Below are 25,424 nucleotides of genomic sequence, written 5' to 3'. Positions count from 1 at the left end.
CTGGCAAACGGACTTCCGTATGCGGGACATTTATTTTTTTATGCCGATCACTATGGCCTTGTCGGTCTTATGGATGTCTGCGCCAAAGGCTTCGACCACGGCCCCCGAAAAGGCTTCCGGATCATTGGCGCTCAGCCGCCCGATCAGGCGCTCGCGCCCCAGGGCCTCATCCTCGATGACGATCTGGATGCGGTTATAGCGATTAAACTCTGCCGCCACCTGCGTCAGGGTCTTGCCGTTCAGGGCAATCTGCCCTTCGCGCCACGCCAGATCGCTGTCGATGGCGTCGGGGGCGTGGCTGATCCGGACCGGCTGATGCTCGCGTAGAACGGTGCGTTCCCCTGCGTGCAGCAGGACGGCTTCGCGGGCATCCCCGACCGACCAGGCCTGCACCGTGCCCTCGGTCACCTGAACCTCGACACCGTCGGGACGTTTCTTGACCGAAAAGGCCGTGCCGACGGCCCTGATGCGGCTGGGCCCGGCGCTGACGATAAACGGACGCTGGCGGTTATGCGCCACCTTGAACCACGCCTCGCCCTCGATCAGTTCGATGCGTCGCTCGCTTTCGGCCATGTCGATGCGCAGGCGGCTATCGGTATTCAGCGTGGCGATCGAGCCGTCGCTCATGGGCAGGCGGCGGATTTCGCCCATGCGCGTCACGGCCTCGTCCTGACGCAAAGCAAAAACGGCCAGAAGACTGGCGGCGATCAGGCCCCCACCGGCAGTGGCCGCCGTCAGAAGGCGTCGGCGCGACAGGGTCTGCCACAGGCCGGGGGCGGAATCCTGCCACGTCGCGGAGGGGCCGAGCGCCTGCGCGCGCGACAGGCCGTGCCAGCCCGCCTCCGCCCGCAGCAATGCGCCGCGCCGACGCGGGTCACCGGCCAGCCATGCGTTCAGCGCCGCCGCGTCCTCCGGCGAGAGCGGACGTGGCTTGACCGCCCACAGGCTGGCCGCGTGCGCAATCTGCTCGCTAGTTTCGACCGGCGTCGGTACCACGCATAAACTCCTTTCGGGGCTGGAGACGGGGTTCGTCTTCGGCCATGGCCTTCATGATCAGACGCAGCGCCTTGGCCGCGTCATTTTCCACCATATGTTCGCTCAGGCCCATACGGCGGGCGATTTCTTTCTGGGGCAGGCCCTCGATCTTGCGCATTTCGAACACCTGACGGCAGCGCGCGGGCAGGGTGGCGATCACCCGCTTCAGACGCGCCAGATCCGAGCGCGCCACGCTGACCTGTTCCGGCGAGGGCAGGTCGCTCATGACCTCCAGCCGGTCGATCTCGTCCACGCTTTCGATGCGCACGATGCGCGCCCGACGCAACCGCATCAGGGCGATATTGCGCGCCACTGTGAAGAAGTAGGCGCGCGGCGACGTGATGTGCTCAATGGCCGTCAGTTCCGCCATGCGGCAATAGGATTCCTGAAGAATATCCTCGGCGTCGTCGCGCCCCAACCGGGCACGCATCAGCCACGCCCGCACATCCGCCTCATGAGGCAGGATCTGCGAAGCCACCCAGTGGATGATGTGATCCGGCGCGGACTCCATTCGGGCCTCCCGATACTATGATGCCTGAGCGGGCGGCTTCCGTAAATTTAAGTTCGCTTTTTGGCTGGATCATTATTTGTTTAGCCACTCGCCGGGCGGTGGCTTTGCCAGCAAGTCGGGTGTCTAAGGATTTTGGCCACGAAAAACACGAAAAGCACGAAAGGCTGCGGTATTGATCTTGCCCGAAGGGCCATTATTGAGCCGCCCAGAGATACGCTTGGCGCTTCGCGCCGAAGGATGAACGTCGCCGTTCGTGCTTTTCGTGTTGTTCGTGGCTAATCTTCCAACCTTACACCCGCAGCGCGACCTCATAGGTGGCCTGTGTCTGGGCGGCGATGTCGTCGAGGGTGACATCGGGGGCCAGTTCGACCAGCACGAGGCCTGAGCCGTCGGGCTTCACCTCGAAGACGCCCAGGGTCGAGATGATCAGATCGACCACGCCCGCCCCGGTCAGGGGCAGGTCGCAGCGTTTCAGCACCTTGGACTCGCCGTGCTTGTTGGCGTGTTCCATAACGACCACCACCCTCTGAACTCCGGCGACGAGGTCCATCGCCCCGCCCATGCCCTTGACCAGCTTGCCCGGTATCATCCAGTTGGCGATGTCGCCGTTTTCGGCCACCTCCATCGCCCCCAGTATGGTCAGGTCGATATGGCCGCCGCGGATCATGGCGAACGAGTCCGATGACGAAAAATAGCTCGTTTCCGGCAGTTCGGTGATGGTCTGCTTGCCCGCATTGATCAGGTCGGGATCGACCTCGTCCTCATAGGGGAAGGGCCCCATGCCCAGCATACCGTTTTCCGACTGAAAGGTGACGGTCATGCCCTGTGGGATGTGGTTGGCCACCAGAGTCGGGATGCCGATGCCCAGATTGACGTAGAAACCGTCCTGCAATTCCTTGGCGGCGCGCTCAGCGAGTTGGTCACGGGTCCAGGGCATGACTTGTCCTTTCAAAACAGCCTCCCCCCTGATCTCAGGGGGGATACCGGCTGAAAGCCGGAGGGGGGTTAGGGGGCGTTGAAAACCCCACCGACTTTGCGGGTGTAACCGCAAAGTCACCTCCCCTAATTTTAGGGGAGGGGCTTAGGTTATCAGGCGTTTATCTCACTGCGCTGTCTGACAGTGCGCTGTTCGATGCGTTTCTCGAACGTGCCCTCGATCAGGCGATCGACATAGATGCCGGGCGTGTGGATGGCGTCGGGATCAAGCGAGCCCACCCGCACGATCTCCTCGACCTCGGCGACGCAGACCTTGCCGGCGGTGGCCATCATCGGGTTGAAATTGCGCGCCGTCCTGCGGAAGATCAGATTGCCGCGCTCATCGGCCTTCCACGCCTTGACGATGGAAAGGTCGGCGACCAGACCCGTCTCAAGAACGTAGGTCTTGCCGTTGAAGTCCTTGAGTTCCTTGCCCTCGGCCACCAGCGTGCCGACGCCGGTGGCGGTGTAAAAGCCCGGAATCCCGGCCCCGCCGGCGCGAATGCGTTCGGCCAGGGTGCCCTGCGGATTGAACTCCAGCTCCAGCTCGCCCGCCAGATACTGCCGCTCGAACTCCTTGTTTTCGCCGACATAGGACGAGATCATCTTCTTGATCTGACGGGTGTTGAGCAGCATCCCCAGCCCGAAGCCATCGACCCCGGCATTGTTGGAAATGGCGGTAATGCCGGTCACGCCTGAGTCGCGCAGGGCGGCGATCAGGTTCTCCGGGATACCGCACAGGCCAAAGCCCCCGGCCATCACCGTCATCCCGTCAAACGTCAGCCCCTCCAGCGCACTCTTCGCGTCCGCATATATCTTCGACGGCATCGGTCTCTCCCGTATATTTTTGCTCATTCCTACGCACTCCGGCACGGTTTGTCATCCCCTTGCGAGCAAAAAATTCAGCATTTGTTGAATTTTTCATTGACCCCCTGTGACGGCCCGCCGATAGTTACCCCCGAAGCCCCGCCACCGTGCACAGAAGGGCCAAAACAGGGACACACACCATGACCGACGCTTCTCTTCGCGGGCGGACCGCGCTGATCACCGGTTCTGTTCAGGGCATAGGTCTGGCCATCGCCGAAGCCTTTGCCAGGGCCGGGGCCAATATTGCCCTGCACGGGCTGGCCACGCCGCAACAGGTCGATGCCGCCACCGATCATATCCGCCGTCTGGGGGCGCAGGTGCGCTTTTTCGACGGCGATCTGCGCGACCGGGCGGCCATTGACGGCCTGATGGAGGCTGTGTGGAACTGGGGCGGCGGCATCGACATACTGATCAACAATGCCGGGGTGCAGAAGACCCTGCCTTTTGCCCAGATAGATGATGCCACCTGGGATGCGGTGTTATCGGTCAATCTGACGGCGGCGATGGCCACCCTGCGCTATGCCCTGCCGCGCATGGCGGCGCGCGGATTCGGACGCGTCATCAATATCGCCTCGGTGCACGGCCTTGTCGCCTCGGTCGAGAAGGGGCCCTATGTGGCCTCAAAATTCGGGCTGGTCGGCCTGTCGAAGGTGGCGGCGCTCGAATATGCGCGCACCGGCGTAACCATCAACTGCCTGTGCCCCGGCTGGACCGAGACGGCCCTGATCGAGCCGCAGATTCAGGCGCGCGCTGCGGCCGCCGGGGGCGATCGTCAGGCGGGGATCGCGGCGCTTCTGGCCGAAAAACAGCCGTCGCAGCGCATGAGCGCGCCGGACGAAATCGCGGCGCTGGCCCTGTGGCTGTCTTCACCTCTGGCCCACAATGTGACCGGCACGGCCATCCCCATCGACGGGGGATGGACCGCGCAGTAAACTATCAGAGCGCATTCCGAAAAAAGTGTGCAACGGTTTTGGCTTCGCCGAACTCCGTTTCGGAATCAAATGCGCGACAAAACAAAATGTCAGAGCGGGATGATTTCTAAAATCATTCCGCTCAAGCCGCCATTGAGGCGGCGGCCAAGGTGGCGAAGCCCGCACCCGGCGAGGGGCTAAACATGATGATCTAATCCACCCAGTCGCGGCGGATGCGCAGCGAGGCGAAGAACAGCAGGATCGCCGCCAGCACATAGAAGCTCAGGCCCGCCAGAAACGCATATTTGATCGAGGCGTCGCCATAGAGGGGCTTCAGATAATCCGACGCCGCGCCGAAGAACCACGTCCCCACCGCAATGCCGATCAGGTTGTTGATCAGCAGGAACAGGGACGAGATCATGGTGCGCGAATGGCCCGGCCCCAGATGCTGAACCGCCGTCAGCACCGGCCCCAGCCACATCAGGCCCAGCGCCTGCGGTAGCAGAAACAGGGCAAAGGCCGTCTCCGGCGTGGTGGCCAGCACGCCCAGCGCGTAGAGCGGCACCGAGATAATAAAGGCCACGCAGGGGATCAGCGGATAGGCGCGCTTGGACTTCTGCCCCAGCTTGTCGCCCAGCACACCGCCCAGCGCCATACCCGCCACGCCGCCGACAAACAGTAACGCCGCCAAAAACCATGAGCGCGACACGAGGTCGAGGTGCAGGGAGCGCGACAGGAAGGTCGGCAGCCAGTACATGAAACCATAGGAGACCATGGACGAACAGGCGGCCCCGAACGACAGGAGCCAGAAGGTCGGTTTGGCGAAGGCCAGCCTGCACGCGGCGATAAAGCCCAGCGGCTTGCCTGCGGAGGCGTCATAGCGTCCGCGCGGCGGGTCCTTGACCATCAGGCGGAACAGCGGCGCGATCAGAATGCCCGCACAGCCTATGGCGATGAAGGCAAAACGCCAGTCCACCTTCGCCGCCAGAAGCCCGCCGAACAGCACACCAGCGGCGGAGCCCACGGGAATCCCAAACGAATAGATGGCCAGGGCCTTGGCCCGCTGTTTCGGCGGGAAATAGTCGGCAATCAGGCTGTAGGCCGGGGCGACGCCACCCGCTTCGCCGACGCCGACGCCCATGCGGGCGATAAACAGATGGGTGAAGTTGTGCGCCAGACCGCACAGGGCGGTAAAGCCGGACCAGACGGCCAGAGCCGTGGTCATGATCCACACACGCGAGGTGCGGTCGGCCAGCCACGCCACCGGGATGGCGAGGGTCGTATAGAGCAGCGCAAAGGCCAGCCCGCCCATCAGCCCCAGTTGCGTATCGCTGAGGCCCAGTTCCTGCGCGATGGGGTCTTTCAGGATCGAGATGATCTGCCGGTCGAGGAAGTTGAACGTATAGACGACGATCAGGGCAAACAGCGCCAGATAACGCCCCTTGATCGGGGCCGCGTCGGGGATGGGGCTGGACATGAAGTGGCCTCAGAAATAAGAACCTCTTCTCCGTAGAAAACCTACGGAGAAGAGGTCAGGATACAGACCTTAATTCGTTACTTAGTAACGATATTCCAGAGTGAGGGTCACGGTGCGCGGCGCGCCGTAGAAGGCCGACACCGAGTTGCCGAACAGCGGCGAGACGCTGCTGGGGAAGTTATAGCCGCCCGTGCGGTAGCGCTCATCGCTGAGGTTGCGGCCATAGAGGCCGACCTTGTACTTCGCACCAGGCGCGGTCCAGGTGACGCCCATATCATAGAGCCAGTAGGCCTTCTGATCGAGGGCCGCATTGGCCGCTTCGAACATCTGCATGTCGGAGCGGTAGCTGGCCTGCGGTGACACGACCAGCGAACCGCCGAAGGCGTCGGTCTTATAGGTGAGGCCGAAATTGTTGGTCCATTCCGGCGTCATCTGGAACTTATAGACCCCGGCCAGATTGACGTAAGACGCGGTCAGCACGTTGTAGCTGATGAATTCGTCGAACTTGGCGTCCGTATAGCCGAGGGCGAAATTGCCGGTCAGCTTGTCCGAGAAGCGCAGCGTGCCTTCAAATTCCGCGCCGCGGATCGAAGCCTTACCGGCGTTTTCGACCTGAGAGGCGACCGTCGCACCCACGGGGGTCTGACGGGTGATCTGCATGTCGTCGTACTTCGAATCGAAGACGGCGAAGGTGAAGTTCAGCAGGCCGTCAAAGGTGGTGCCTTTCAGGCCGATTTCCTTGCTGAGCACGGTTTCCGGGTTGTAGCCATTGACGGTCGAAGGCGTCAGGATGACGTCGCCGCGCATGTCGAAGCCGCCCGATTTGAAGCCTTCGGAGACGGCTGCATAGCCGGTCAGGGCCGGGGTGAAGGCATAGGACAGCGAGACGCGCGGCGTAAACTTGTCGAACGACTTGTCATTGGTATAGTCCGACCGCAGCAGCGTGCGCGCACCCGCGCCGCCGAAGACGGGCGAGGGGGCGCCGGCATAGTTGGCCCGATAGACGGTGCCGCGCTTGTTATCCTTGGTGTAGCGCCCCCCGAACGACAGCGACCACTTGTCCGTCAGCTTGTAGTTAAAGTCGGCAAAGGCGGCGACCGAGTTGGTACGCACCTTGCCCTGGGTCAGGGTGGTGGCCAGATTGCCGAGTATGGTGGTGTCGAACGCGCCCGCTGCCGTGCTGTTCAGATAGAAGACGCCCGCCACCCACGACCAGCGCTCGCCGCCATAGGTGAACTGGAACTCCTGCGTGGCCTGCGTGTCTTCGTACTTGGCCGGCACGTCCATGAAGCCGCCCGGCGTGTTGTCGAAGTCGATCTTGGTCGCCGTTTCGCCCGAACGCACGGCCGAGATCGACTTGAAGGTCAGCTTGTCCGAGACCTTGTATTCCGCCGTCAGCGACACGCCGTCGGTTTCGACCTTGTTCTTGTCGCCCAGACCCGCATAGGTGTCGTAAGGGTCCGCCGGAGGGGTGTTCCAGGCCGCCTGCGCGCCCGTATAGAGCGGGCCGCCCAGCGAATTGAGGGCAGGGGTTTCGCGGTGACCGTGACGGGCGTTGGAATCGTCCTGCGTGCGGTCATAGGCGAGGCGCAGCGAAAGCTTGTCCGTCGGGTTATATTCGGCACTCAGGCGGACGGCGGTGACGTCCTTGTTGTAATGCTCAGCTCCGGTGAACAGGTTTTTGCCGAAGCCGTCGCGGTTATATTTGGCAATCGCCGCGCCGACGGCGAACTGATCCGACAGGGGCACGGAGCCGGTCAGGACGAGATCGCGCTGATTATAGCTGCCCAGCGAGCCGCGCGCCATGAAGGTGGGCGAGGTCATGTCCAGCGGCTTGGTGACGTATTTGATCGCGCCGCCGATGGTGTTGCGGCCATAGAGGGTGCCTTGCGGGCCGCGCAGCACTTCGACGCGCTGCACATCATAGATGTCGAGCACGGCGCCTTGCGGACGCGCCACATAGACGTCATCGACATAGAGGCCGACGCCCGGTTCAAAGCCCCACAGCGGGTCCTGCTGACCGACGCCGCGGATAAAGGCGATCAGGGTCGAGTTGGAGCCGCGCGCCACCTGAAGCGTCATGTTGGGGGCTTGCTGCTGAAGCGCGGTGATGTCCTGCGCGCCGGTCTGGTCAAGCTTGGCCGACGAGAAGGTGGAGACGGCGATCGGCACGTCCTTCAGGGTTTCGGCGCGGCGGCGGGCGGTGACGACAACGTCGGTCACCTCATCGGACGAGGCGGCGGGTTGTGGTGCGGTTTGGGCAAAGGCCTGCGGCGCGGCGGCGGCCAGAAGGGTGCCGAGGCTGGCCACGGAGGCCATCAGCAAGGGTTTAAAGGTCTGTTTCATGGAGTTTCCCTGTAAAAATTATAGTTGAAACGCGTACTTGGAGAACACGGCGCCGACACCCGGATCAGGGGCGCAGGGCCTGTTCCCGTAAAAAGGCTTCGATGGCCGTCAGGGCCACGGGTTCGTCCAGCAGGGGCGCATGACCGCGGTCGGGCACGGTAACGGCTATGGTGCGCGGGTGGGTGTCGCCCATACGTTGCAGGGTCTCCGCCGACAGAAGGTCGGACAGAGCGCCGCGCAGGGCGAGGACGGGGATGTCTTTCAGGCTGGCCCACAGGTCCCAGAGTTCGGGCGGGGCGACGGCCTGACTGCCGGGGGCCATGCCCGCCGCTATGGCCGGATCGTAGGCGGCGACCGGGCGGCCTTCGACCTCGACGCAGGTGCGGCGCGCAAAGGCCATCCAGTCCGCCGGGCCGAAATCGGGAAAGGCCTCGGCATTGATCAGGCGGGCAGCCTCGGCGGCCTCCTGCCAGGTGGTGGCCGGCTTGCCCTTGCCCACATAGCCGCGGATGCGTTCCAGCCCTTCGGGCGACAGCTTCGGACCCACATCATTGAGCACGATGCCACGCACGCACTGCGGCGCGGTGGCCGCCAGCAGCATCGAGATCAGCCCGCCCATCGAGGTGCCGATAAAGGTAGCGCGCGCGATCCCCAGGTGCGCCATCAGAGCCAGCATGTCCTGCACATAGACGCCCAGCGCATAGTTTGCCGCTTCGCTGTCATAGTCGGAGCGCCCGCGCCCGCGCTGATCCGGGATGATAAAGCGATGATCGGCGGGAAGGCGAGCCATCAGCGGCTCGAAATCGGCGCTGTTGCGCGTCAGGCCGTGCAGGCAGATCACCACGCGCTCCGCCGTCGGGTTATAGTCGCGGGCATAGAGGCGCAGGCGTCCGCTGCCCAGCGAATCGGCTCCGCTCAGATAGGTCACGTCGTGGTAGCTGGGCTCTGCCGGCATGGGCATTGCGTCCTGTGCTGTTTTTCCCGTGTGCATCCGGTTTCTTTGAGCGAACCGGTAACCAGAGCATTTTTCAACACCCGTTGAATGTCAAGCTGGTAAATTCAAATTGCCGTTGAAATTAACCTTGCTGTGGCCAAATCGGCGCACCCTGTATTCGCAGACGAACGGAGGAAAAACGTTTTCCTTTTCGCCGTCTGCGCGCCTGTGTTAGACGGGTGGATCATCGAATCTCATTCCGTGGATACATGCCGCCCGACTCTGCCCCTGAACCGATCGTCAAAAGCCCCAAGGGCCGCCGCAAGGTGTCGGATGCGCCGTCGCGCCGCGATCTGGTGCTGGATGCCGCCGAGGCGCTTTTTTCACGGCATGGCTTTGACGGGGTGACGGTGCGTCAGGTGGCGCAGGCGGCGGGCGTCGATGTGGCCCTGCCCAACTATTATTTCGAATCCAAGCAAGGCCTTTATGATGCGGTCTTCGGGCGGCGGGCGCTGGTGCTCAACGACCGGCGCGAGGCGGCCTTGCGGCGGGTGATGGACAGCGAAGATGCGCCCACTCTGGAGTCGATCCTGCGCGCCTTTATCGTGCCGGTGCAGACCATGCACGCCGCCGCCGATCCGGGCTTTCGCAACTATTGCCGGCTGGTGGCGCAGGTCAATTCGTCGGGCGTGCTGGCCCCGATGATGACCACGCATTTCGACCGCCTGATCCTCAAATTCATCGACGCCCTGCGCCGCGTCCTGCCGCACGTGGCTGACCGCGAGCTGTACTGGGGCTATCACTGCCTGTCGGGGGCTTTGACCCTGACCATGGCCTCGACCGGGCGCATCGACCACCTGTCGAACGGCCTGTGCCGCTCGGACGACGCCGAAGACGCCTATGAGCACCTGATCAGCTTTCATCTGGGGGCGTTTCAGGCCATGGAAGACCGCGCGAGAGCGATATGTCGAAAAGTGTGAGCGGTTTTCGACAAAAATATCGCGATCATACAAAAATCCAGAGCGGGATGAGGCTTCCATTTAGGGCATCTCGCCCTACGGCGGCAGTCGCCAAGGTCTGATTCTACATCTGTTGAATTTCTCATTGCGCCCGGCGGGGGATGCGGTCATTCTCCGGCAAAACACAACCGGGAGACGCCACATGAAACGCCTGCTGCCTGTCCTGACTGTCGGAGCCTGCCTTATGACCACGCCGCTGGCGGCTGAGCCCATCGTACCGACGCCGGCGGAGGCGCAGGCCGTGGCCTTCATGCAGCAGGACGAGGCGTGGTTTGTCGCCCACCTCAAAGGCCCGCGCGAAGTGTCTGAGGGCCACACGCTCGATCCGCGTCTGCAATATGTGCTGGAAAATGTGACGCGTCCGGCGGCCACCCCGGCGGTCAAGGCGCAGATGCGCGCCGTCTATGCCAGCGAGGCCGGGCGTACCGCCACGCGCGCCGCGCTCGACCGCTACTGGGCGACGCGCACCGCACCCGTCGAAGGGGTGCTGGCCACCGACCGCAGCATCCCGACGCGCGGCGGCGACTTGCCCTTGCGCATCTTCGTCCCGGCAGCCTTGCAGGGCGTAAAATCTGCGCCGGTTCTGGTCTATTATCACGGCGGCGGCTTCATGTTCGGCAGCCTCGACGCCTTTGACCCCAGCCTGCGGGCGCTGGCGCGCGACCTGAAGATGATCGTGGTCGCCCCCGGTTACCGTCTGGCCCCCGAACACCCGTACCCGGCGGCGCATCAGGACGCCGCAGACGCCTGGGCGTGGGTGGCGGCGCACGCGGCGGAGTTCGGCGGCGATGCCAAACGCCTGAGCCTCGGTGGCGACAGTGCCGGGGGCACCCTGGCCCTGTCGGTGGCGCTGAAACAGAAAAAGGCCGCAACCCCTCCGGCGGGGCTTCTGCTCTACTACCCGGGGGTGGATCGCGTGAACAACTATCCGTCGATGACGGAGCTGGGCAGCGGTTACGGCCTCGATGCCGACAATCTGGAGTACCTGGCGGCGCAGGTTTATCCTGCCGGCACGACGCCGCCCGCTGAGGACGCCTCACCCATGCAGGCCGATCTGAAAGGCCTGCCCGCCACGGTGATCGTCACGGCGGGCTTTGATCCGTTGAAAGACTCGCAGCGCGCCTTTGCCGATAAGCTGAGCGGGGCGGGGGTGACGGTCAAACGCCTGCACTACCCCAGCCTGATCCACGCCTTCCTGCAAACCACGGCCTACGTTCCTGCGGCGCAAAAGGCGCAGACGGAGTCGGCGACGCTGTTTGCACTGACCCGGAAATAAGCTCAGACGTCGGATAAATAACGCCGCAGGGCGATAGTTTGGGCATTTGGCGGGCGCAGACGATTGCAAACGCGCGTTCCCCGTATAAGTGTAACCGTACGGGTTTTTCATCGAATCGGACGGGACATGCCCAGCTATATTGCAAAGCGCGTTGCGGACCCGGCCCGGCAGGCGGCTATGGAGGTCATCGCTAACCGTTTCGGGCGCGCGCACGCGACGCACCCGATGATGGCCGCCCTGCGCCAGATCGTGCCCTTCGACAGCTTTGCCATGTCGGGCATGGCCTTTTTCGGGCTGGGCGTCGGGCGCGGCGTCATGCTGGCCACCGACATGCCGGAAGCGTTTATCCGCCAGTTCCTCAGCGAAAACCTCTATCATCAGGACCCCATGTCCTACCTGATGACCGCGGAACAGCACTGGGGGAGCTGGCACGATCTGGGGCCGGAGGTGCTGACCGGACCCGGTGTCGAGCGCATCCGGCAACTGGAACAGCAGTTCGGCATTACGACGCGCAGCGCCATCGGCTTTTTCAAGGGCGAACAGCGCTTTGGCGGCGTGACCTTCTGCCGGGCGACTCCGTTTAGCGACGACGAAAAATTCATCCTCGAAATGACGACGCGCGTGGTGCACGCCGAACTGTCGGATCAGCTTCTCAGCGCCATGAACCAGCATCTGGGCCTGTCGGAGGGCGAACTGGCCTGCCTCAAACACTTTGCCGATGGCCTTGAAGTCCCCGCCATTCATCAGGTGACGGGCTATACCACCGACACCATCTACGGCTATGCCAAGTCTGCCGCCAGAAAAATGGGCGTGCGCGGACGCACCCATGCGGTGGCCGAAGCCCTACGTCGCAAGCTGATCGCCTGAAGAGGGCTCGCAAAGGCGCACATAAGACCCTGCTAACTATAATGGTGTTATCGGGCCGTTAAGATTTGTGCCCCAAAATTACCCCCTATGATGCAATTAAAAGGCCGGAAGCGCCTTGAAGCGGCGGTAAATTGAGGCTGGGCGGATGCCATCGGGTCCGCAAGAGAATAGGGCGGTTCAAAGTGTTCTTTGGTTCAAACAGCAGCCTGGATAAGGCTATCTTCAACGCTCTGGACACGTCGCAGGCGATCATCCAGTTCACCCCGGACGGCAGGATCATTTCGGCCAATGCGAATTTTCTGGCGGCGGTGGGTTACAGCGAACGCGAGGTCGTTGGCCAGCATCACAGACTCTTCTGCCTGCCCGATTACGTGAATTCCGAGGCCTATCGCCAGTTCTGGAGCGATCTGGCCGCCGGACGCTTTCAGGCGGGCGAATTCAAGCGCATCGGCAATCATGGCAAGATCGTCTGGCTTCAGGCCAGCTATAATCCCGTAAAAGACAAGAGCGGCAAGGTCGTTCGGGTGCTGAAGATCGCCTCCGATATCACTGAGGCCAAGGCGAAATCACTCGATCATGCGGGCAAGGTCGAGGCCATTTCCCGCGCGCAGGCGGTGATCGAATTCACGCCACAGGGTGAGATTCTGACCGCCAACGACAACTTCCTTACGACGCTGGGCTATAGCCTCAAGGAGATCGTCGGTCAGCATCACCGTATCTTCTGCGAACCGCAATACGCGCAGTCCGCAGACTACCGGCAGTTCTGGGAGCGGCTGCAACGCGGCGAGTTTCAGGCGGCCGAATACCGCCGTCTGGGGAAGGGTGGCAAGGCGGTCTATATTCAGGCCTCCTACAATCCCGTCTTTGACGACACCGGCGCGGTCATCAAGGTGGTCAAGTTCGCCACCGACACCACCGAGGCCGTCAAGCGGCGTATCCGCAATGAGGAACTGAGCCGCGATGTGGATCGTCAGCTCAATGCGGTGGTAAAGCAGATGACCGACGCGACCCAGATGGCGGCGGTCGCCTCGACGGCCTCGACGGAAACCGGCTCGGTGGTCAATGCGGTGGCGGCGGCGTCGGAAGAACTGAGCGCCAGCGTCAAGGAAATCGCCGGCAATATGGGGCAGGCGCGCGAAAGCGTCGAAGGCATCTTCCGTCACGCCGAAGGGGCGGGCAGGTCCGCCGGAGCGCTCAACGACTCGGCGGCCTCGATGAACAATGTGGTCGAGATGATCCGCGAAATCGCCAGCCAGATCAATCTTCTGGCGCTCAATGCCACCATCGAGTCGGCGCGCGCGGGCGAGGCGGGCCGCGGCTTCGCCGTCGTGGCGTCGGAGGTCAAGTCTCTGGCCAATCAGGCGGCGCGCTCAACCGAGACCATCTCGAAGGAAATCGCCAATATGCAGACGGTGACAACCGAGGTGGTGGGCGCGCTGGGCATCATTACCTCCAGCATGACCGCGGTGCTCGACAATGTGTCGGGCGTGGCATCGGCCATCGAACAGCAAAACGCGGTCAGCGCCGAAATATCGGGCAATATGCAGGCGGCGGTGACCGCCGTGCACGAAATCGACCAGAAACTCGGCCATCTCAGCGCCACCTTCAATGAGGTGACCCAGGCCTCGGAAGAGGTGAAGGAGAGTGTCGAAGCCTTAGTGGCGTAAGCGTGGCGTAGGCGTAAAGCGTAGGTCGAAGCCGCCCCCAACGGGCGGCTTTGTGCTATGCGATGCGTCCCGGTAGTTTGAGCCGAAACGCATTGGCCACCACGACCAGCGACGAAGCCGACATGGCGATGGCGGCGATCAGCGGTGTCACCCCGCCCCCCACGGCCAGCGGCACGGCGATCAGATTATAACCAAACGACAGGACGAAGTTCTGCGTGACGATGCGCCCGGTGCGTTCGGCCACACGCAGCGCCTCGGCCACGGGCCACAGGCTGTCGCCGCGAAACACGAGGTCGGCGGCGTTCTGGGTGATGTCCATGCCCGAAGCGGGGGAGATAGAGACGCTGGCGGCCGACAGGGCCGCCGCGTCGTTCAGCCCGTCGCCGACCATTAGCACCTTACGCCCTTCGGCTTGCAGACGCTGCACGGTGGCGAGCTTTTCCAGCGGCGACAGATCAGCGTGACAGGTGTCGATGCCCAGTTCCGTCGCCACCCGTTCCGCCGCGACGCGCCGGTCGCCGGACAGCAGCCAGATGTCGAGCCCGCGCGCCTTCAGCGCGTCGATGGTCAGCCGCGCATCGAGCCGCAGCGTGTCCTCGAACACCAGACGCACAGGTGTATGGCTCCCCCGCCGGAACCACAGTTCCGGGGCGCTGTCGCCGGCGGACTCTATCCCTAACCACGTCGCCTTGCCCAGCCATACCGGCTCCCCCTCCACCTCGCCGCGCAGGCCGCAGCCGGGCACATCCTCGACCGTGGCGGGCGCGACGGGCAGGTCGGGCCGCGCCTGCACCAGAGCGCGCGACAGGGGGTGACGGCTTTGTGCCGCCAGCGCCACAGCCAGCCGCGTCTCGTATTCATTGAGCGCCTGCGGGTTCATCCAGGTTGGCTGACCCCGCGTCAGGGTGCCGGTCTTGTCAAAAATGACCGTATCGGCGGCGGCCAGACGTTCCAGCCCGCGCGCCGATTTCAGCAGGATGCCGCGCCGGAACAATTGCCCCGACGCCAGAACCTGCGCCACCGGCACGGCCAGACCCAGCGCACAGGGGCAGGTGACGATCAGCACGGCCATGGCCTTCAGCAGCGCGTCCTGCCACCCGCCATGCCCCCACAGGGCCCACCCGGCAAAGGTCAGGGCGGCGACGATATGCACCACGGGTGCATAGATGGCCGCCACGCGGTCGGCAATGTGCACAAAGCGCGCCTGACCCTGCTCGGCCGTCTCCATCAGGGCCACGGTGCGCGACAACAGGCTGTTCTCGGAGGCCGCCGTGACGACGGCCTCCAGAGGGGCGGCGACATTGATCGTGCCGGCATAGACCGTCTCGCCGGGGCTGACGGCGCGCGGTAGGGTCTCACCGGTCAGCAGGCTGGTATCGACCTCGGTCGTGCCGCGCGTCAGGGTGGCGTCGGCGGCAATCTTCTCACCTGCGGCCACCACAAGCGTCATACCGGGGCGCAGGTCGCTGATCTTGCAGGATCGCACCTGACCGCCCTCGCGCACACTGGCCGTGCCGTCGAGCATGGCCAGCAGCCCTTCGGCGGCTTCCCGCGCCTTGCCGCGCGCCTTGAGGTCGAGATAGCGCCCGATCAGCAGGAAGAACAGCAGCATGACCGAGGCGTCGAAATAGACGTGCGGCCCGTGGCGCATCGTCTCGAACAGGCTCATCCCCGCCGTCAGCAGCACGGCGACGCTGATCGGCACGTCCATATGGCTGCGTCCGTGCCTGAGGGCAGCGATGGCGCTGCGGAAGAAGGGGCGACCCGCATAGAGGGTGGTCGGCAGGGCGACCAGCGCCATAGCCCAGTGCATCAGGTCGCGCGTCGCCCCGTTGAGCGAGGCGTCAGGGCTGAACCACAGGGCGTCGGCAAACAGCATGACAAAGGTGGTGGCAAACCCGGCCACGGCCAGACAACGCAGCAGCAGGCTCTCTTCGGCCTTCGCCCCTTCGCTGGATTTCGAGACGTCGAAGGGGGCGACGGAAAAGCCCAGCGCCTCGACGGCGGCGGCCAGATCATTGGCGCGCGTCGAAAACGCGCTCTTGTCCCACACCAGTTTCAGCCTCTGGGTGGCGTAGGTCATGCGTGCATTGACACCGTCATAGGCATTGAGGGTGCTTTCGACCTTCCACGCGCAGGCGGCACAGCGCATCCCCTCGACGCGCAGATAAAGGGCCTGATGGCCGTCGTCCTCCTCGGTGACGTAGCAGCCGTAATCGGTCAGGGTGTCGGTCATGACTCGTCATCGTCGTGCAGGATGCGCTCGGCCTGCATCTCCGGGTCGTCAAACTGCTGGCTGCGCAGGGCCCACATGAAGGCCGCCCCCGCAATCAGGGCCAGTACGCCCGCCGCCGCTACCAGAAGGATCAGAATGTCCACGATCAGTTTTCCACGAAGGCGCGCGTCTGCATCTGATGGTCCGCCACCTGTACGGTGACGTGGGCGGTCCAGACGCTGGGGGAGGGCAGGGCGGTCGCGGCGGTATAGAGGCCCTGGCCTTCGGGCGTGAGCACCAGATGGCGGTCGAGCGCGCTTTGCGCCGGGTGGATCAGCCACACCTCCACCTGCCCGCCGTCCAGCGCTTGTCCCTGGGCGTCGCGCGCCCTGACCGTCAGCCGCCCGCCCGTGTGGCTGAGCGTTACCTGCCAGCCGAGCGCCTTCTGGGCGGCCTCAGCGGCCAGAGTCTGGTTGTAGGCCACGCCCTTTTCGTAGGCCTGCGGCGTCACCTCGCTGGGCGGGTGGCGAAAGGCGATGACGGTGAAACAGATCAGGGGGATCATGAAGCTGAGGAAGAAGGCCGCGATCACCCACGGCACGAAGCGGCCGCGTCGGCTGTCGATCTCGGCCTGAGAGAGGGGCTTGGCCTCAGCGAATGAAGTAGCTGTCATGGCGGGCGCTTTCCGGGGTGTTTCCAGAGTTTTGGGCAGGGTTACGGGTTTCGGACAAAAGGAAGCGGATATCGCTGCGGCCGTGCGCCGTGGCCTCCGGCGTATCGACGCGCACGCGGAAGCTGGCGACGCTGTTGGCGGGGACGTGCAGCGTCTCGACCGTCTCATCCCCGGCGGCCAGCACCTCCAGCCGCGCCTGAGACAGGCCTTGCGTGTTGAGGCGGTAGGCGCGGTCGTCGTGCGACTTATTCAGGATCTTGATCTGGTAATTATTGCGCACGCTGCCGTCGGACAGGCGCACAAATTGCGGCGCGCGGGCGTGATTGACCGTCAGTTCGGTCATCGGACGCAGCACGATGGCGGTCAGCATCAGGCTGCCCACGGTGGACAGGATCAGGGCATAGGCCACGGTGCGCGGCCGCACCCAGCGCATCTTTTGCGGCGGCACGACGGTCTTGCCGCTTTTACGGTGAGCGATATCGAGCGTGCGATAGCCTTCGCGCCGCTGACGCTGGTTCGACTCGGTGTCATAGCGGATCAGGCCGCGCGGCAGCTCGATCTTGTCCATCACGCTGTTGCAGGCGTCGATGCACAGGCCGCAGGAGATGCACTGCATCTGAAGGCCGTCGCGGATGTCGATGCCCATGGGGCAGACGATGACGCAGGAGTCGCAGTCGATGCAGTGACCCTTGCCGTCCCAGCTTTCGCCCTTCTTGTGCTTGCCGCGCGGTTCGCCGCGCTCGGCCTCATAGGTGATGATCAGGGTGTCCTTGTCGAACATGGCCGACTGAAAGCGCGCATAGGGGCACATGTAGGTGCAGACGTTTTCGCGCGCGAAACCGGCCATGAAATAGGTCGAAAGCGTCAGGGCGATGATCCATCCCAGCACCGACCATGACACATCCAGATGCCACAGGTCGCTGAAAAGGGTGGGGGCGTCATTGAAATAGAAGACCCAAGCCCCGCCGGTGACCGCCCCGATCAGAAGCCAGATCAGGTGGGTCAGCGTCTTTTTCCAGAGTTTTTCGAGCGTCCACGCGCTTTCGTCCAGCTTGCGCCGCGCATTGCGGTCGCCCTGCACGAAGCGTTCGACCCACACGAACAGGTCGGTCCATACGGTCTGCGGGCAGGCATAGCCGCACCACACCCGCCCCAGAAGTGCTGTGGCAAAGAACAGGCCGATGGCGGCGAGGATCAGCACGCCGACCAGCAGATAGACCTCCTGCGGCCAGATTTCGATACCGAAGAAGTAGCCGCGCTGCCCCACCAGATCGACCAGTATGGCCTGATCCGGCACGTGCGGGCCACGGTCCCAGCGCAGCCACGGGGCGGCGTAGTAGATACCGAGCAGGAGGATCATGCTCAGCCATTTCAGGGACCGGAAGGTGCCTTTGACGCGGCGCGGGTAGATTTTCCGGGCGGTTTCAAACAGGGACATGGTTACATACTCAGGAGCGATGTGCGGAAACGTGTGAGCGGTTTTCCGCCTCCACATCGCGACAAATCAAAGTGTCCCCCTCCCGGCGGGGGCGGGCCGGGAGGGGGGACGGGTCATTCACCACCGCCCAGACTGTGGACGTAGATGGCGACCTGACGGCGGGAATCGTCGGACATGCGCGACTGCCAGGACGGCATGACCCCGGCGCGGCCCTTGGTGATGGTCTGGACAAGGGTGGCCTTGTCGCCGCCATAGAGCCAGATGGCGTCATTGAGGCGCGGGGCGCCCATCTGACGGTTGCCGATACCGCCTTCGCCGTGACAACTGACGCAGTTCTGCTGAAACACCGCCTGACCGCGCGCGAAGGCCTCAGAGGCGACCGGCTGACGCAGATAGCTGACATAGGTGGCCACGTCGTCGATCTGGGCCGGGGTCAGCATCCCTTCGCGCCCCATGACGGCGCCAAAGGCGGGCATGGCGACGGCGTGCGTGTTCGGGTGGGTCGAGTGCGAGCCGACATTGATGGTGTTATAGATGTCTTCGGCGGTGCCGCCGAACAGCCAGTCGTCGTCATTGAGGTTGGGATAGCCGCGACGGCCTTCGCCGCCCGCCCCGTGACAGGCGGCGCAGTTTTCCTTGAACACCACTTCGCCACCGGCGCGGGCAAATTCAAACAGGACAGGGTCCTGTTTGATTTCGGCAAAGCTCGCCTTGTGGAACTTGCCGAGCCAGCCGCTCTGACGCTGCGTGATCTCGGCCTGCTCGTGCTTCAGCTTGTCGTACTGGGTCCAGCCGGCAATGCCCTTGGTGTGACCGGTCAGCGTCGGCCAGGACGGATAGACCACCCAGTAGCCGATGGCCCAGACGATGGTCAGCATCCACACGATCAGCCACCAGCGCGGGGCGGGGTTGTTCAGTTCCTTCAGGCCGTCCCATTCGTGGCCCGTTGTCTCGACCCCCGTCGGGGCGTCGATGTCTTTGTGAAGTTCGGGCGCGTCAGACATGGTCGGTGTCCTCGTCTTGCAGGGGGATAAGGCGATGCGCCTGAAGCGACTCTTTGTTCTTCGGCCAGTAGGCCCACAGGGCGATGCCGAGGAAGGCGAGCGTGAAGGCGAGCGTGATGAGCCCGCCCAGAAGCGACAGGTTCATCATTTGGCGGCTCCGGTCTTCGGTTTCCCATCCTGGGGCTTCAGGGCGTAATCCGGGTCGTAGGTCGAGAAATCGACATCCGTACCCAGCTTTTGCAGATAGGCGATCAGGGCATCCATCTCGGTGATCTCGTCGGGATTGCCGTCGAAATCGCGCACCGCCACCTTGTCGCCATAGCGTTCCTGAAGGCCGCTGGGGTCGATAATGGTGTTGGGATTGGCCTGCGCCTCATAATCGTTCTGCGCCTCGTCGATCATGGCCTGCGTATAGGGCACGCCCAGCGATTGTAGCACCTTCAGGCGCTTTTTGATGCGCCAGTCGCCATAGGGCTTTTCGGCCAGAAAGGCGTAGCTGGGCATGATCGATTCCGGCACGACGGCGCGCGGGTTTTTGAGGTGGGCGACGTGCCATTCGTCGGAATACTTGCCGCCGACGCGGGCCAGATCGGGCCCGGTGCGCTTGGAGCCCCAGACGAAGGGGTGGTCGTACATGCTTTCGGCCGCCAGCGAGTAGTGGCCATAGCGCTGCTGCTCATCGCGCAGGGGGCGGATCTGCTGCGAATGGCAGGTGTTGCAGCCTTCGCGGATGTAGATTTCCTGCCCCATCAACTCCAGCGGCGTATAGGGACGCACGCCCTTGACCGGCTCGATCGTGGTTTGCATACGGAACAAAGGCAGGATCTCGATGATGCCGCCGATTGACACCGCAATAACGGTGAACATCAGCAGGAGCATGGAGTTGCGTTCGAGTTTTTTATGTTTTTCCAGCATCAGACGTGCTCCGGCAGGGCGGCGGGGGTCAGCGAGGGGGTGCCCGTTTCCGAGGCGACGCTGTCGGGGCTGGCGATGGTTTTCCAGATGTTAAAGACCATGATCAGCGCCCCCAGCAGGAACAGCAGGCCCCCGATGGCGCGGATGATGTAGTAGGGGTGCATGGCCGCGACGGTTTCGACGAACGAATAGGTCAGGAAGCCCATCTCATTATAGGCGCGCCACATCAGGCCCTGCATGATGCCCGCCACCCACATCGAGGTGATGTAAACCACGATACCGACGGTCGCGACCCACAGGTGCAGCGAGATCAGCTTCGTCGAATACATGCCGGGCTTCTTCCACAGGTGCGGCACCAGATAGTAGATGGCGCCGAATGAGATGAAGGCGACCCAGCCCAGCGCGCCCGCATGGACGTGCCCGATGGTCCAGTCCGTATAGTGCGACAGGGAGTTGACGGCCTTGATCGACAGCAGCGGCCCCTCAAAGGTGGACATGCCGTAGAAGCTCAGCGCGATGATCATGAATTGCAGGATCGGGTCGTCGCGCAGTTTGTGCCAGGCCCCCGACAGGGTCATCATGCCGTTGATCATCCCGCCCCAGGACGGCATCCACAGGATGATGGAGAAGGTCATGCCCAGCGTCTGCGCCCAGTCGGGCAGGGCGGTGTAGAGCAGGTGGTGCGGACCGGCCCAGATATAGATGAAGATCAGCGCCCAGAAGTGGATGATCGACAGGCGGTAGGAATAGACCGGACGGTTGGCCTGCTTCGGGATGTAGTAATACATGATGCCGAGGAAGCCGGCGGTCAGGAAGAAGCCCACCGCATTGTGGCCGTACCACCACTGGATCAGGGCCGACTGCACGCCCGCCCAGGCCGAATAGCTGTGGACGCTGCCGATCTCTATCGGCACCGACACGTTGTTGACGAGGTGCAGGATGGCCACGGTGACGATAAAGGCCAGATAGAACCAGTTGGCGACGTAGATGTGCTTTTCCTGACGCTTCCACAGGGTGCCGAGGTAGTTGATCAGATAGGCCACCCAGACGATGGTCAGCCACAGGTCGGCATACCATTCCGGCTCCGCATATTCCTTGCCCTGTGTGACGCCAAAGACGTAGCCCAGACCCGCCATCAGGATGAAGGCCTGATAGCCCCAGAAGGTGAACCAGCTCAAACCATCCGAGAACAGGCGCGCGCGGCAGGTGCGCTGCACGACGTGGTAGGAGGTGGCAAACAACACATTGCCGCCAAAAGCAAAAATCACCGCAGAGGTGTGCAGCGGGCGCAACCGCCCGAAGGTCAGATAGGGCGGGATGTTGAAGTCGGGAAAGGCCATCTGTAGGGCGATCAGGAGCCCCACGGCAAAGCCCGCTATGCCCCAGAACATGGCGGCGATGGTGAAATATTTAAGGATCGTCTCGTCATAGACCGGCCGGGAGGCGGCGGCAGCGGGGGCGACCTTTGGCGGTGGGGCTATAGCGGTTTGTGACATGAAGTGTTTCCTTACTGTGTCAGAATCGGGCGCTGAGGGCGAAGAGGAGGGCGGCATTGACGCCAAGCGCGGTCAGGCGCAGGGCGTCCTGAAACCACGGCCAGCGTTGCAGGAGGGGCGCGCCGAACAGGCCCAGCGCGCTGAGCGCCGGGACGGTGCCGGCCCCGAAGGCCAGCATCCCCAGCGCGCCGGAGAGGGGATTGCCCGCCGCGGCCACCGCCGTCAGGGCGACGAAGACGAGGCCGCACGGCAGCAGGCCCAGACTGAGGCCGAGCGCGTAGCGCGCCACAACGCGAGGGCTGTTGTGGCCGGACATCGCCTTGAGACGGCACGGCAGGCGCAGCCCCAACCGAAAAGGCAGGCGCAGGCCCACCCGCGCCAGAAGCCCTTCGGCCAGCAGATAGAGAAAGGCCGTGGCCACCAGAGCCAGCAGGGCGCGGCGCACCAGCTCAAGCACAGGCGAGGCGGGCAGGAAGAACAGCACGCTCCCGGCGGCGGCCCCCAGCAGGGCGTAGGTGGTCAGGCGACCGGCGTGATAGGGCAAGAGCAGGCGCGCCCACCGCGACTGACCGGGCGCGGCTATCTGCATGAGCACAAACGGCCCGCACATGGGCAGGCAGTGGGCGACACTGCCCGTCAGACCGGCCAGGAACAGGCCAAGCCACAGCGGCCCCTGTCCCTCGACAAGGGCGCCGCAGGCCGGGAACAGTCCCGAAAAGACCTCGTGCGCCGTCATATGTGTCTGTCCTGATGGGGCCTGATGGAGGACCTGATGGAATCCGGCCGCCGCCTCGCTGTGGGTGAAAGGCCGTTGGGCGGCCTGTGTGTGTCGGGGTTACAGGTGCGCGCGGACAAAAGCGCCTGAGCCAAATGGCGCGGGGCAATATGCCGCAAGCCGTTGTTATTTCCGGGGGAGGGGATCGTCTGCCGGGGCCGCCTTCGGTTCCGCCGCGACCAGAGCCGCCGCCAGCGCGATCAGTTCGTCAGTGGACAACACGACGTGCGCCAGCGACCACAGACCGTCGTCGGTCGGCGTAGGTTCCCACCCCTTGCGCCGCACTGTGCGCAGGGCCTTATCGACGGAGACGGGCATCCGTGCCCTCAACAGGGTCTGGAGAAAAGGGGGTAAACATCGACTCACTCCTGAAACAGCCTCAGGGAGTGGTATATGCAGCTCACGCCGCACGCGCCTTAACGTGCGATAGGGGCGCTATTGATCAAGGCCGTGTGGCGACTTGATATTTGATAAGTGGCTACTCCACTTCCATGCCGCAGCCGCGATCGCCGGGCAGGGGCCACAGCTCCTTGGCGGCCTTGCCCTGCACGTCGCCTCTGGGCGGCTGGTGGTTGTCGATCAGGGCATTGGGGCGCGCCAGCTTGCGCAGGCCTGCCGGATTGCCGATGACGACGCGGCTGCCGGTAACGGCGACGCCGTACTTGTCGAGTTGGGCAAAGGCGCGCGACAGGCTTTCGGGCGTCAGATCGAGCAGCGAGGCCAGGATGCGCTTTTCGTAGGGCAGTTCGATTGTGTCGCCACCGCCTTGCCGCACCTGCTGGGTGAGGAGATAGTTGGCCAGCCGCTCGGTGCCCGACCGCAGCTTGTGGTTTTTGATGGTTCTGACCAGCCCGCGATAGCAGCCCGACAATTCCTGCGCTACGGCGACGGCAAAGCCGGGGTCTTCGCGCATGGCAGCGCGGAACGTCTCGGCGGGCAGCATGACGATCTGCGAGCGGCTGAGGGTGCGCGCCGCCATCAGGGCCGGGGCGTCGAGCACCACGGCGGCCAGAATGAAGGTCGAGACGGGCCGCAGCACGGCCAGCGTGCTTTCCTTATCGTGCCAGTGGCCCTGAAGCTCGACCATGCCGTCGATCAGGATGTACAGAAAATCGACCGAATCCGCTTCGTAGATGAGGTTGGCCCCGGCGGGGAAGGTCTGCACCAGCGCGCCGCGCGTGATCTGCGCGAAGGCCTCATCGGAGATGGTCGCCAGCAATTGCAGCTGGCGGATACGGTTGGCGTCGCTCTCCCTCATGGCGGTGTCCGGCCCTGCCTCCGTCTGGTTGCCCCTGTATCAGGCAGCATCCTACAGCCGATTCCGCCGGGTTTGAACCAAAATCGTGCCGTAAGCCGTTGTTTTATCGTGGAGTTGAGCGGGGCGGGCTCAGGCTTTGAAGGTGTCGCAGGCCTTGGGATCGCCGGACGCATAGCCCGTTTTGAACCAATAGACCCGCTCCTTCGACGTGCCGTGGGTGAAGGAATCGGGCACGACTTCGCCGCCGCTGCGCCGTTGCAAGGTGTCGTCGCCGACGGCCGAGGCGGCATTGAGCGCTTCTTCCAGATCGCCGGCCTCAAGCCAGTGCGCCTGCGCGTCCGAGCGTTTGGCCCACACCCCGGCATAGCAGTCGGCCTGAAGCTCCAGCTTGACCGACAGGGCGTTTGATCCGCGCTCGCTCAGACGTTGCTGCGCCTGCTGCACCTGGCCGGAAACGCCGGTGACGTTCTGCACGTGGTGGCCGACCTCATGCCCGATGACATAGGCCAGCGCAAAATCGCCGGATGCGCCCAGTTGCTGTTCCAGCGTGCGGGCAAAGTCGAGATCGAGATAGACCTTGCGATCGGCGGGACAGTAGAAGGGCCCCATGGCCGACTGACCCATACCGCAGCCCGTCTGGGTGCCTTGCGTGTAGAGGACAAGCGTCGAGGGTTCATAGCCGCGGATGGTCGAGGCCCAGACCTCATTGGCCGAGGTGTGCATGACGTCGGTAAATTCGCAGGCCTTGTCGCCTTCGGGGCAGGCACTGACGGCCACCGGGCCGGAGGCCTGACCCGACACCTGCGCCGTCTGGCTGAGCAGGGTCTGCGGGTCGATGCCGAAGACGAAATAGCCGATCAGGGCCAGCACAACGGCCCCGATGCCACCACCCCCGATCAGGGCACCGCCGCCCAGACCGCGCCGATCCTCAACCCCGCTGCGGCGTCCGCCTTCCCAATCGACCATCGTGCCCTGTCCTTGCTGTGCTTAACTGAAAGTGTACGCGGCTCTGATAAGAAGACAATACACCTTGGTGGGCTCAACCGGCCTTCAGCAGCCCCAGCACCATGTCGAGATGCGCCTGCGACCATTTGCTCAGGTCGTATTGCACGCCGCCGCCGATGATCTGGGTCAGCATGATCATGATGCCGGGCGCGATGACGATGTCCTCGATGCCGGTCAGCCGCTCCAGCGCGTCGGGGGCAAATTCGCCGCGCGCCATGCCGTGCCGGATCAGGTCGCGCAGGCTCTCGATTTCACCGCCCACCAGCTCCAGCGCATAGAACTGACCGATTTCGGGCACGCGATGGCTCTCCGAAATGATCAGTCTGAGGATGCCGAGCGTATGCTCGTCCTGTAACAGGTTGGCGTAGAAGCGCACATGCTCGTGCCGGAGCTGGTCTTCGGCGGAGCGGTCGGGGTCGAGCACGAAGTCTGCGCCTTTGATGGGGTCGGTAACATGACGGGCAACCGCCAGAAACAAATCCGTTTTGGTCGGATAATAGACGTAGATCAGCGCCTTGGAGATGCCGGCGCGTCGGGCGATGTCCTCCAGCCGCGTTGCCGCAAACCCCCGCTGACAGAATTCGTCACGCGCCGCCTCCAGGATCTGGCCCGGCCGCAGCGCCTTGGCCTGCTCACGGATGCCCAGCCGTCTGGCGACGGCTTTCAACCCGCAGGCGGTGGCGTCCTCGGGAGGGGAGGTGTGGGGTTTTGGCGGCATTGATTATTTTTAATACGCTGTTCGTTGACTGATCGGTCAATG

25 protein-coding genes are annotated in these 25,424 nt (G+C 63.7%); 5 read left to right on the top strand and 20 right to left on the bottom strand.

Translation table 11 applies throughout. The annotated features are described in order from the left end of the window. Nucleotides 1-30 precede the first annotated feature (30 nt). The 4 genes from AACH73_RS16910 to AACH73_RS16895 all read right to left on the bottom strand — a co-directional run bounded on the left by AACH73_RS16910 (nucleotide 31) and on the right by AACH73_RS16895 (nucleotide 3,349). Entirely contained in the window at nucleotides 31-996 is a 966-nt protein-coding gene (locus AACH73_RS16910; RefSeq protein WP_272742348.1) for a FecR domain-containing protein, read from the bottom strand. After that, nucleotides 971-1,546, bottom strand: coding sequence for a sigma-70 family RNA polymerase sigma factor (locus AACH73_RS16905; RefSeq protein ID WP_272742347.1), 576 nt, complete (start codon nucleotides 1,544-1,546; stop codon nucleotides 971-973). The genes AACH73_RS16910 and AACH73_RS16905 overlap by 26 nt, the downstream gene beginning before the upstream one ends. Before the next feature lie 289 nt (nucleotides 1,547-1,835). Continuing rightward, a complete protein-coding gene (locus AACH73_RS16900) occupies nucleotides 1,836-2,483 on the bottom strand; it encodes a 3-oxoacid CoA-transferase subunit B (RefSeq protein WP_338735944.1) in 648 nt (215 codons plus the stop codon). Between the two features lie 152 nt (nucleotides 2,484-2,635). Next, nucleotides 2,636-3,349 carry a CoA transferase subunit A gene (locus AACH73_RS16895; RefSeq protein WP_338735943.1) on the bottom strand — a complete coding sequence of 238 codons (714 nt, stop codon included), beginning with the start codon at nucleotides 3,347-3,349 and terminating at the stop codon, nucleotides 2,636-2,638. Nucleotides 3,350-3,528: 179 nt separating this feature from the next. On the opposite strand from AACH73_RS16895, the gene AACH73_RS16890 reads away from it, so the two are divergent. Then, nucleotides 3,529-4,320 carry a 3-hydroxybutyrate dehydrogenase gene (locus AACH73_RS16890; RefSeq protein WP_338735942.1) on the top strand — a complete coding sequence of 264 codons (792 nt, stop codon included), beginning with the start codon at nucleotides 3,529-3,531 and terminating at the stop codon, nucleotides 4,318-4,320. Between the two features lie 190 nt (nucleotides 4,321-4,510). On the opposite strand, the gene AACH73_RS16885 is transcribed toward AACH73_RS16890, so the two are convergent. The 3 genes from AACH73_RS16885 to AACH73_RS16875 form a co-directional block, all read right to left on the bottom strand. After that, on the bottom strand, nucleotides 4,511-5,776 hold the full coding sequence (locus AACH73_RS16885) for an MFS transporter (protein ID WP_272741756.1): 1,266 nt from the start codon (nucleotides 5,774-5,776) through the stop codon (nucleotides 4,511-4,513). 81 nt (nucleotides 5,777-5,857) lie between these two features. Further along, the gene (locus AACH73_RS16880; protein ID WP_338735941.1) at nucleotides 5,858-8,122 is read right to left on the bottom strand and encodes a TonB-dependent receptor; all 2,265 of its coding nucleotides are present in this window, start codon (nucleotides 8,120-8,122) and stop codon (nucleotides 5,858-5,860) included. A 64-nt stretch (nucleotides 8,123-8,186) separates the two neighbouring features. Then, complete coding sequence (locus AACH73_RS16875) at nucleotides 8,187-9,077, bottom strand: alpha/beta hydrolase (RefSeq protein ID WP_338735940.1); 891 nt, start codon at nucleotides 9,075-9,077, stop codon at nucleotides 8,187-8,189. A 248-nt stretch (nucleotides 9,078-9,325) separates the two neighbouring features. On the opposite strand from AACH73_RS16875, the gene AACH73_RS16870 reads away from it, so the two are divergent. From AACH73_RS16870 to AACH73_RS16855, 4 genes are all read left to right on the top strand, one after another. Further along, on the top strand, nucleotides 9,326-10,036 hold the full coding sequence (locus AACH73_RS16870; RefSeq protein ID WP_272741759.1) for a TetR/AcrR family transcriptional regulator: 711 nt from the start codon (nucleotides 9,326-9,328) through the stop codon (nucleotides 10,034-10,036). Nucleotides 10,037-10,217: 181 nt separating this feature from the next. Beyond that, nucleotides 10,218-11,351 carry an alpha/beta hydrolase gene (locus tag AACH73_RS16865; protein ID WP_338735938.1) on the top strand — a complete coding sequence of 378 codons (1,134 nt, stop codon included), beginning with the start codon at nucleotides 10,218-10,220 and terminating at the stop codon, nucleotides 11,349-11,351. 126 nt (nucleotides 11,352-11,477) lie between these two features. After that, nucleotides 11,478-12,218, top strand: coding sequence for an autoinducer binding domain-containing protein (locus AACH73_RS16860; protein ID WP_338735937.1), 741 nt, complete (start codon nucleotides 11,478-11,480; stop codon nucleotides 12,216-12,218). A gap of 182 nt (nucleotides 12,219-12,400) precedes the next feature. Beyond that, the gene (locus tag AACH73_RS16855) at nucleotides 12,401-13,885 is read left to right on the top strand and encodes a PAS domain-containing methyl-accepting chemotaxis protein (protein ID WP_272741762.1); all 1,485 of its coding nucleotides are present in this window, start codon (nucleotides 12,401-12,403) and stop codon (nucleotides 13,883-13,885) included. A gap of 55 nt (nucleotides 13,886-13,940) precedes the next feature. On the opposite strand, the gene AACH73_RS16850 is transcribed toward AACH73_RS16855, so the two are convergent. From AACH73_RS16850 to AACH73_RS16790, 13 genes are all read right to left on the bottom strand, one after another. Then, on the bottom strand, nucleotides 13,941-16,121 hold the full coding sequence (locus AACH73_RS16850; protein ID WP_338735936.1) for a heavy metal translocating P-type ATPase: 2,181 nt from the start codon (nucleotides 16,119-16,121) through the stop codon (nucleotides 13,941-13,943). Further along, entirely contained in the window at nucleotides 16,118-16,264 is a 147-nt protein-coding gene (ccoS, locus tag AACH73_RS16845; protein ID WP_126423081.1) for a cbb3-type cytochrome oxidase assembly protein CcoS, read from the bottom strand. Before ccoS ends, AACH73_RS16850 begins: the two co-directional genes overlap by 4 nt. Before the next feature lie 2 nt (nucleotides 16,265-16,266). Next, complete coding sequence (locus tag AACH73_RS16840; RefSeq protein WP_272741764.1) at nucleotides 16,267-16,773, bottom strand: FixH family protein; 507 nt, start codon at nucleotides 16,771-16,773, stop codon at nucleotides 16,267-16,269. Continuing rightward, entirely contained in the window at nucleotides 16,751-18,211 is a 1,461-nt protein-coding gene (gene ccoG, locus AACH73_RS16835; protein WP_272741765.1) for a cytochrome c oxidase accessory protein CcoG, read from the bottom strand. The genes AACH73_RS16840 and ccoG overlap by 23 nt, the downstream gene beginning before the upstream one ends. A gap of 113 nt (nucleotides 18,212-18,324) precedes the next feature. Then, on the bottom strand, nucleotides 18,325-19,215 hold the full coding sequence (gene ccoP, locus AACH73_RS16830; RefSeq protein ID WP_338735935.1) for a cytochrome-c oxidase, cbb3-type subunit III: 891 nt from the start codon (nucleotides 19,213-19,215) through the stop codon (nucleotides 18,325-18,327). Then, nucleotides 19,208-19,363: a cbb3-type cytochrome c oxidase subunit 3 gene (locus tag AACH73_RS16825; protein ID WP_272741767.1), complete on the bottom strand. Its 156-nt coding sequence runs from the start codon at nucleotides 19,361-19,363 to the stop codon at nucleotides 19,208-19,210. Before AACH73_RS16825 ends, ccoP begins: the two co-directional genes overlap by 8 nt. Continuing rightward, nucleotides 19,360-20,130, bottom strand: a complete 771-nt coding sequence (ccoO, locus tag AACH73_RS16820) for a cytochrome-c oxidase, cbb3-type subunit II (RefSeq protein ID WP_272741768.1) — start codon at nucleotides 20,128-20,130, stop codon at nucleotides 19,360-19,362. Before ccoO ends, AACH73_RS16825 begins: the two co-directional genes overlap by 4 nt. Further along, nucleotides 20,130-21,626 (bottom strand): cytochrome-c oxidase, cbb3-type subunit I, encoded by a 1,497-nt coding sequence (gene ccoN / locus AACH73_RS16815; RefSeq protein WP_272741769.1) that lies wholly within the window; start codon nucleotides 21,624-21,626, stop codon nucleotides 20,130-20,132. Before ccoN ends, ccoO begins: the two co-directional genes overlap by 1 nt. A 19-nt stretch (nucleotides 21,627-21,645) precedes the next feature. Beyond that, complete coding sequence (locus AACH73_RS16810) at nucleotides 21,646-22,362, bottom strand: sulfite exporter TauE/SafE family protein (protein ID WP_338735934.1); 717 nt, start codon at nucleotides 22,360-22,362, stop codon at nucleotides 21,646-21,648. 165 nt (nucleotides 22,363-22,527) lie between these two features. Next, a complete protein-coding gene (locus AACH73_RS16805; RefSeq protein WP_272741771.1) occupies nucleotides 22,528-22,719 on the bottom strand; it encodes a hypothetical protein in 192 nt (63 codons plus the stop codon). A gap of 160 nt (nucleotides 22,720-22,879) precedes the next feature. Further along, complete coding sequence (locus AACH73_RS16800) at nucleotides 22,880-23,659, bottom strand: helix-turn-helix domain-containing protein (RefSeq protein ID WP_272741772.1); 780 nt, start codon at nucleotides 23,657-23,659, stop codon at nucleotides 22,880-22,882. Between the two features lie 129 nt (nucleotides 23,660-23,788). Continuing rightward, nucleotides 23,789-24,625, bottom strand: coding sequence for a neutral zinc metallopeptidase (locus AACH73_RS16795; protein ID WP_272741773.1), 837 nt, complete (start codon nucleotides 24,623-24,625; stop codon nucleotides 23,789-23,791). Between the two features lie 73 nt (nucleotides 24,626-24,698). Further along, nucleotides 24,699-25,382, bottom strand: a complete 684-nt coding sequence (locus AACH73_RS16790; protein ID WP_272741774.1) for a TetR/AcrR family transcriptional regulator — start codon at nucleotides 25,380-25,382, stop codon at nucleotides 24,699-24,701. Nucleotides 25,383-25,424: the final 42 nt, after the last annotated feature.

The organism is Asticcacaulis sp. DW145, from assembly GCF_037101385.1.
In the GTDB taxonomy this organism is placed as follows: Bacteria; Pseudomonadota; Alphaproteobacteria; order Caulobacterales; family Caulobacteraceae; genus Asticcacaulis; species Asticcacaulis currens.
The sequence above is the reverse complement of the archived record's forward strand: the minus strand, read 5'-3'. Positions and strand labels throughout refer to the sequence as shown.

What these genes read in the sequence shown, in the direction of transcription:
- AACH73_RS16905 (WP_272742347.1), bottom strand. Translation starts at nt 1,546, where the DNA reads ATGGAGTCCGCGCCGGATCACATCATCCACTGGGTGGCTTCGCAGATC.
- AACH73_RS16900 (WP_338735944.1), bottom strand. Translation starts at nt 2,483, where the DNA reads ATGCCCTGGACCCGTGACCAACTCGCTGAGCGCGCCGCCAAGGAATTG.
- AACH73_RS16895 (WP_338735943.1), bottom strand. Translation starts at nt 3,349, where the DNA reads ATGCCGTCGAAGATATATGCGGACGCGAAGAGTGCGCTGGAGGGGCTG.
- AACH73_RS16890 (WP_338735942.1), top strand. Translation starts at nt 3,529, where the DNA reads ATGACCGACGCTTCTCTTCGCGGGCGGACCGCGCTGATCACCGGTTCT.
- AACH73_RS16885 (WP_272741756.1), bottom strand. Translation starts at nt 5,776, where the DNA reads ATGTCCAGCCCCATCCCCGACGCGGCCCCGATCAAGGGGCGTTATCTG.
- AACH73_RS16880 (WP_338735941.1), bottom strand. Translation starts at nt 8,122, where the DNA reads ATGAAACAGACCTTTAAACCCTTGCTGATGGCCTCCGTGGCCAGCCTC.
- AACH73_RS16875 (WP_338735940.1), bottom strand. Translation starts at nt 9,077, where the DNA reads ATGCCGGCAGAGCCCAGCTACCACGACGTGACCTATCTGAGCGGAGCC.
- AACH73_RS16870 (WP_272741759.1), top strand. Translation starts at nt 9,326, where the DNA reads ATGCCGCCCGACTCTGCCCCTGAACCGATCGTCAAAAGCCCCAAGGGC.
- AACH73_RS16865 (WP_338735938.1), top strand. Translation starts at nt 10,218, where the DNA reads ATGAAACGCCTGCTGCCTGTCCTGACTGTCGGAGCCTGCCTTATGACC.
- AACH73_RS16860 (WP_338735937.1), top strand. Translation starts at nt 11,478, where the DNA reads ATGCCCAGCTATATTGCAAAGCGCGTTGCGGACCCGGCCCGGCAGGCG.
- AACH73_RS16850 (WP_338735936.1), bottom strand. Translation starts at nt 16,121, where the DNA reads ATGACCGACACCCTGACCGATTACGGCTGCTACGTCACCGAGGAGGAC.
- AACH73_RS16840 (WP_272741764.1), bottom strand. Translation starts at nt 16,773, where the DNA reads ATGACAGCTACTTCATTCGCTGAGGCCAAGCCCCTCTCTCAGGCCGAG.
- ccoG (WP_272741765.1), bottom strand. Translation starts at nt 18,211, where the DNA reads ATGTCCCTGTTTGAAACCGCCCGGAAAATCTACCCGCGCCGCGTCAAA.
- ccoP (WP_338735935.1), bottom strand. Translation starts at nt 19,215, where the DNA reads ATGTCTGACGCGCCCGAACTTCACAAAGACATCGACGCCCCGACGGGG.
- AACH73_RS16825 (WP_272741767.1), bottom strand. Translation starts at nt 19,363, where the DNA reads ATGATGAACCTGTCGCTTCTGGGCGGGCTCATCACGCTCGCCTTCACG.
- ccoO (WP_272741768.1), bottom strand. Translation starts at nt 20,130, where the DNA reads ATGCTGGAAAAACATAAAAAACTCGAACGCAACTCCATGCTCCTGCTG.
- ccoN (WP_272741769.1), bottom strand. Translation starts at nt 21,626, where the DNA reads ATGTCACAAACCGCTATAGCCCCACCGCCAAAGGTCGCCCCCGCTGCC.
- AACH73_RS16810 (WP_338735934.1), bottom strand. Translation starts at nt 22,362, where the DNA reads ATGACGGCGCACGAGGTCTTTTCGGGACTGTTCCCGGCCTGCGGCGCC.
- AACH73_RS16805 (WP_272741771.1), bottom strand. Translation starts at nt 22,719, where the DNA reads ATGCCCGTCTCCGTCGATAAGGCCCTGCGCACAGTGCGGCGCAAGGGG.
- AACH73_RS16800 (WP_272741772.1), bottom strand. Translation starts at nt 23,659, where the DNA reads ATGAGGGAGAGCGACGCCAACCGTATCCGCCAGCTGCAATTGCTGGCG.
- AACH73_RS16795 (WP_272741773.1), bottom strand. Translation starts at nt 24,625, where the DNA reads ATGGTCGATTGGGAAGGCGGACGCCGCAGCGGGGTTGAGGATCGGCGC.
- AACH73_RS16790 (WP_272741774.1), bottom strand. Translation starts at nt 25,382, where the DNA reads ATGCCGCCAAAACCCCACACCTCCCCTCCCGAGGACGCCACCGCCTGC.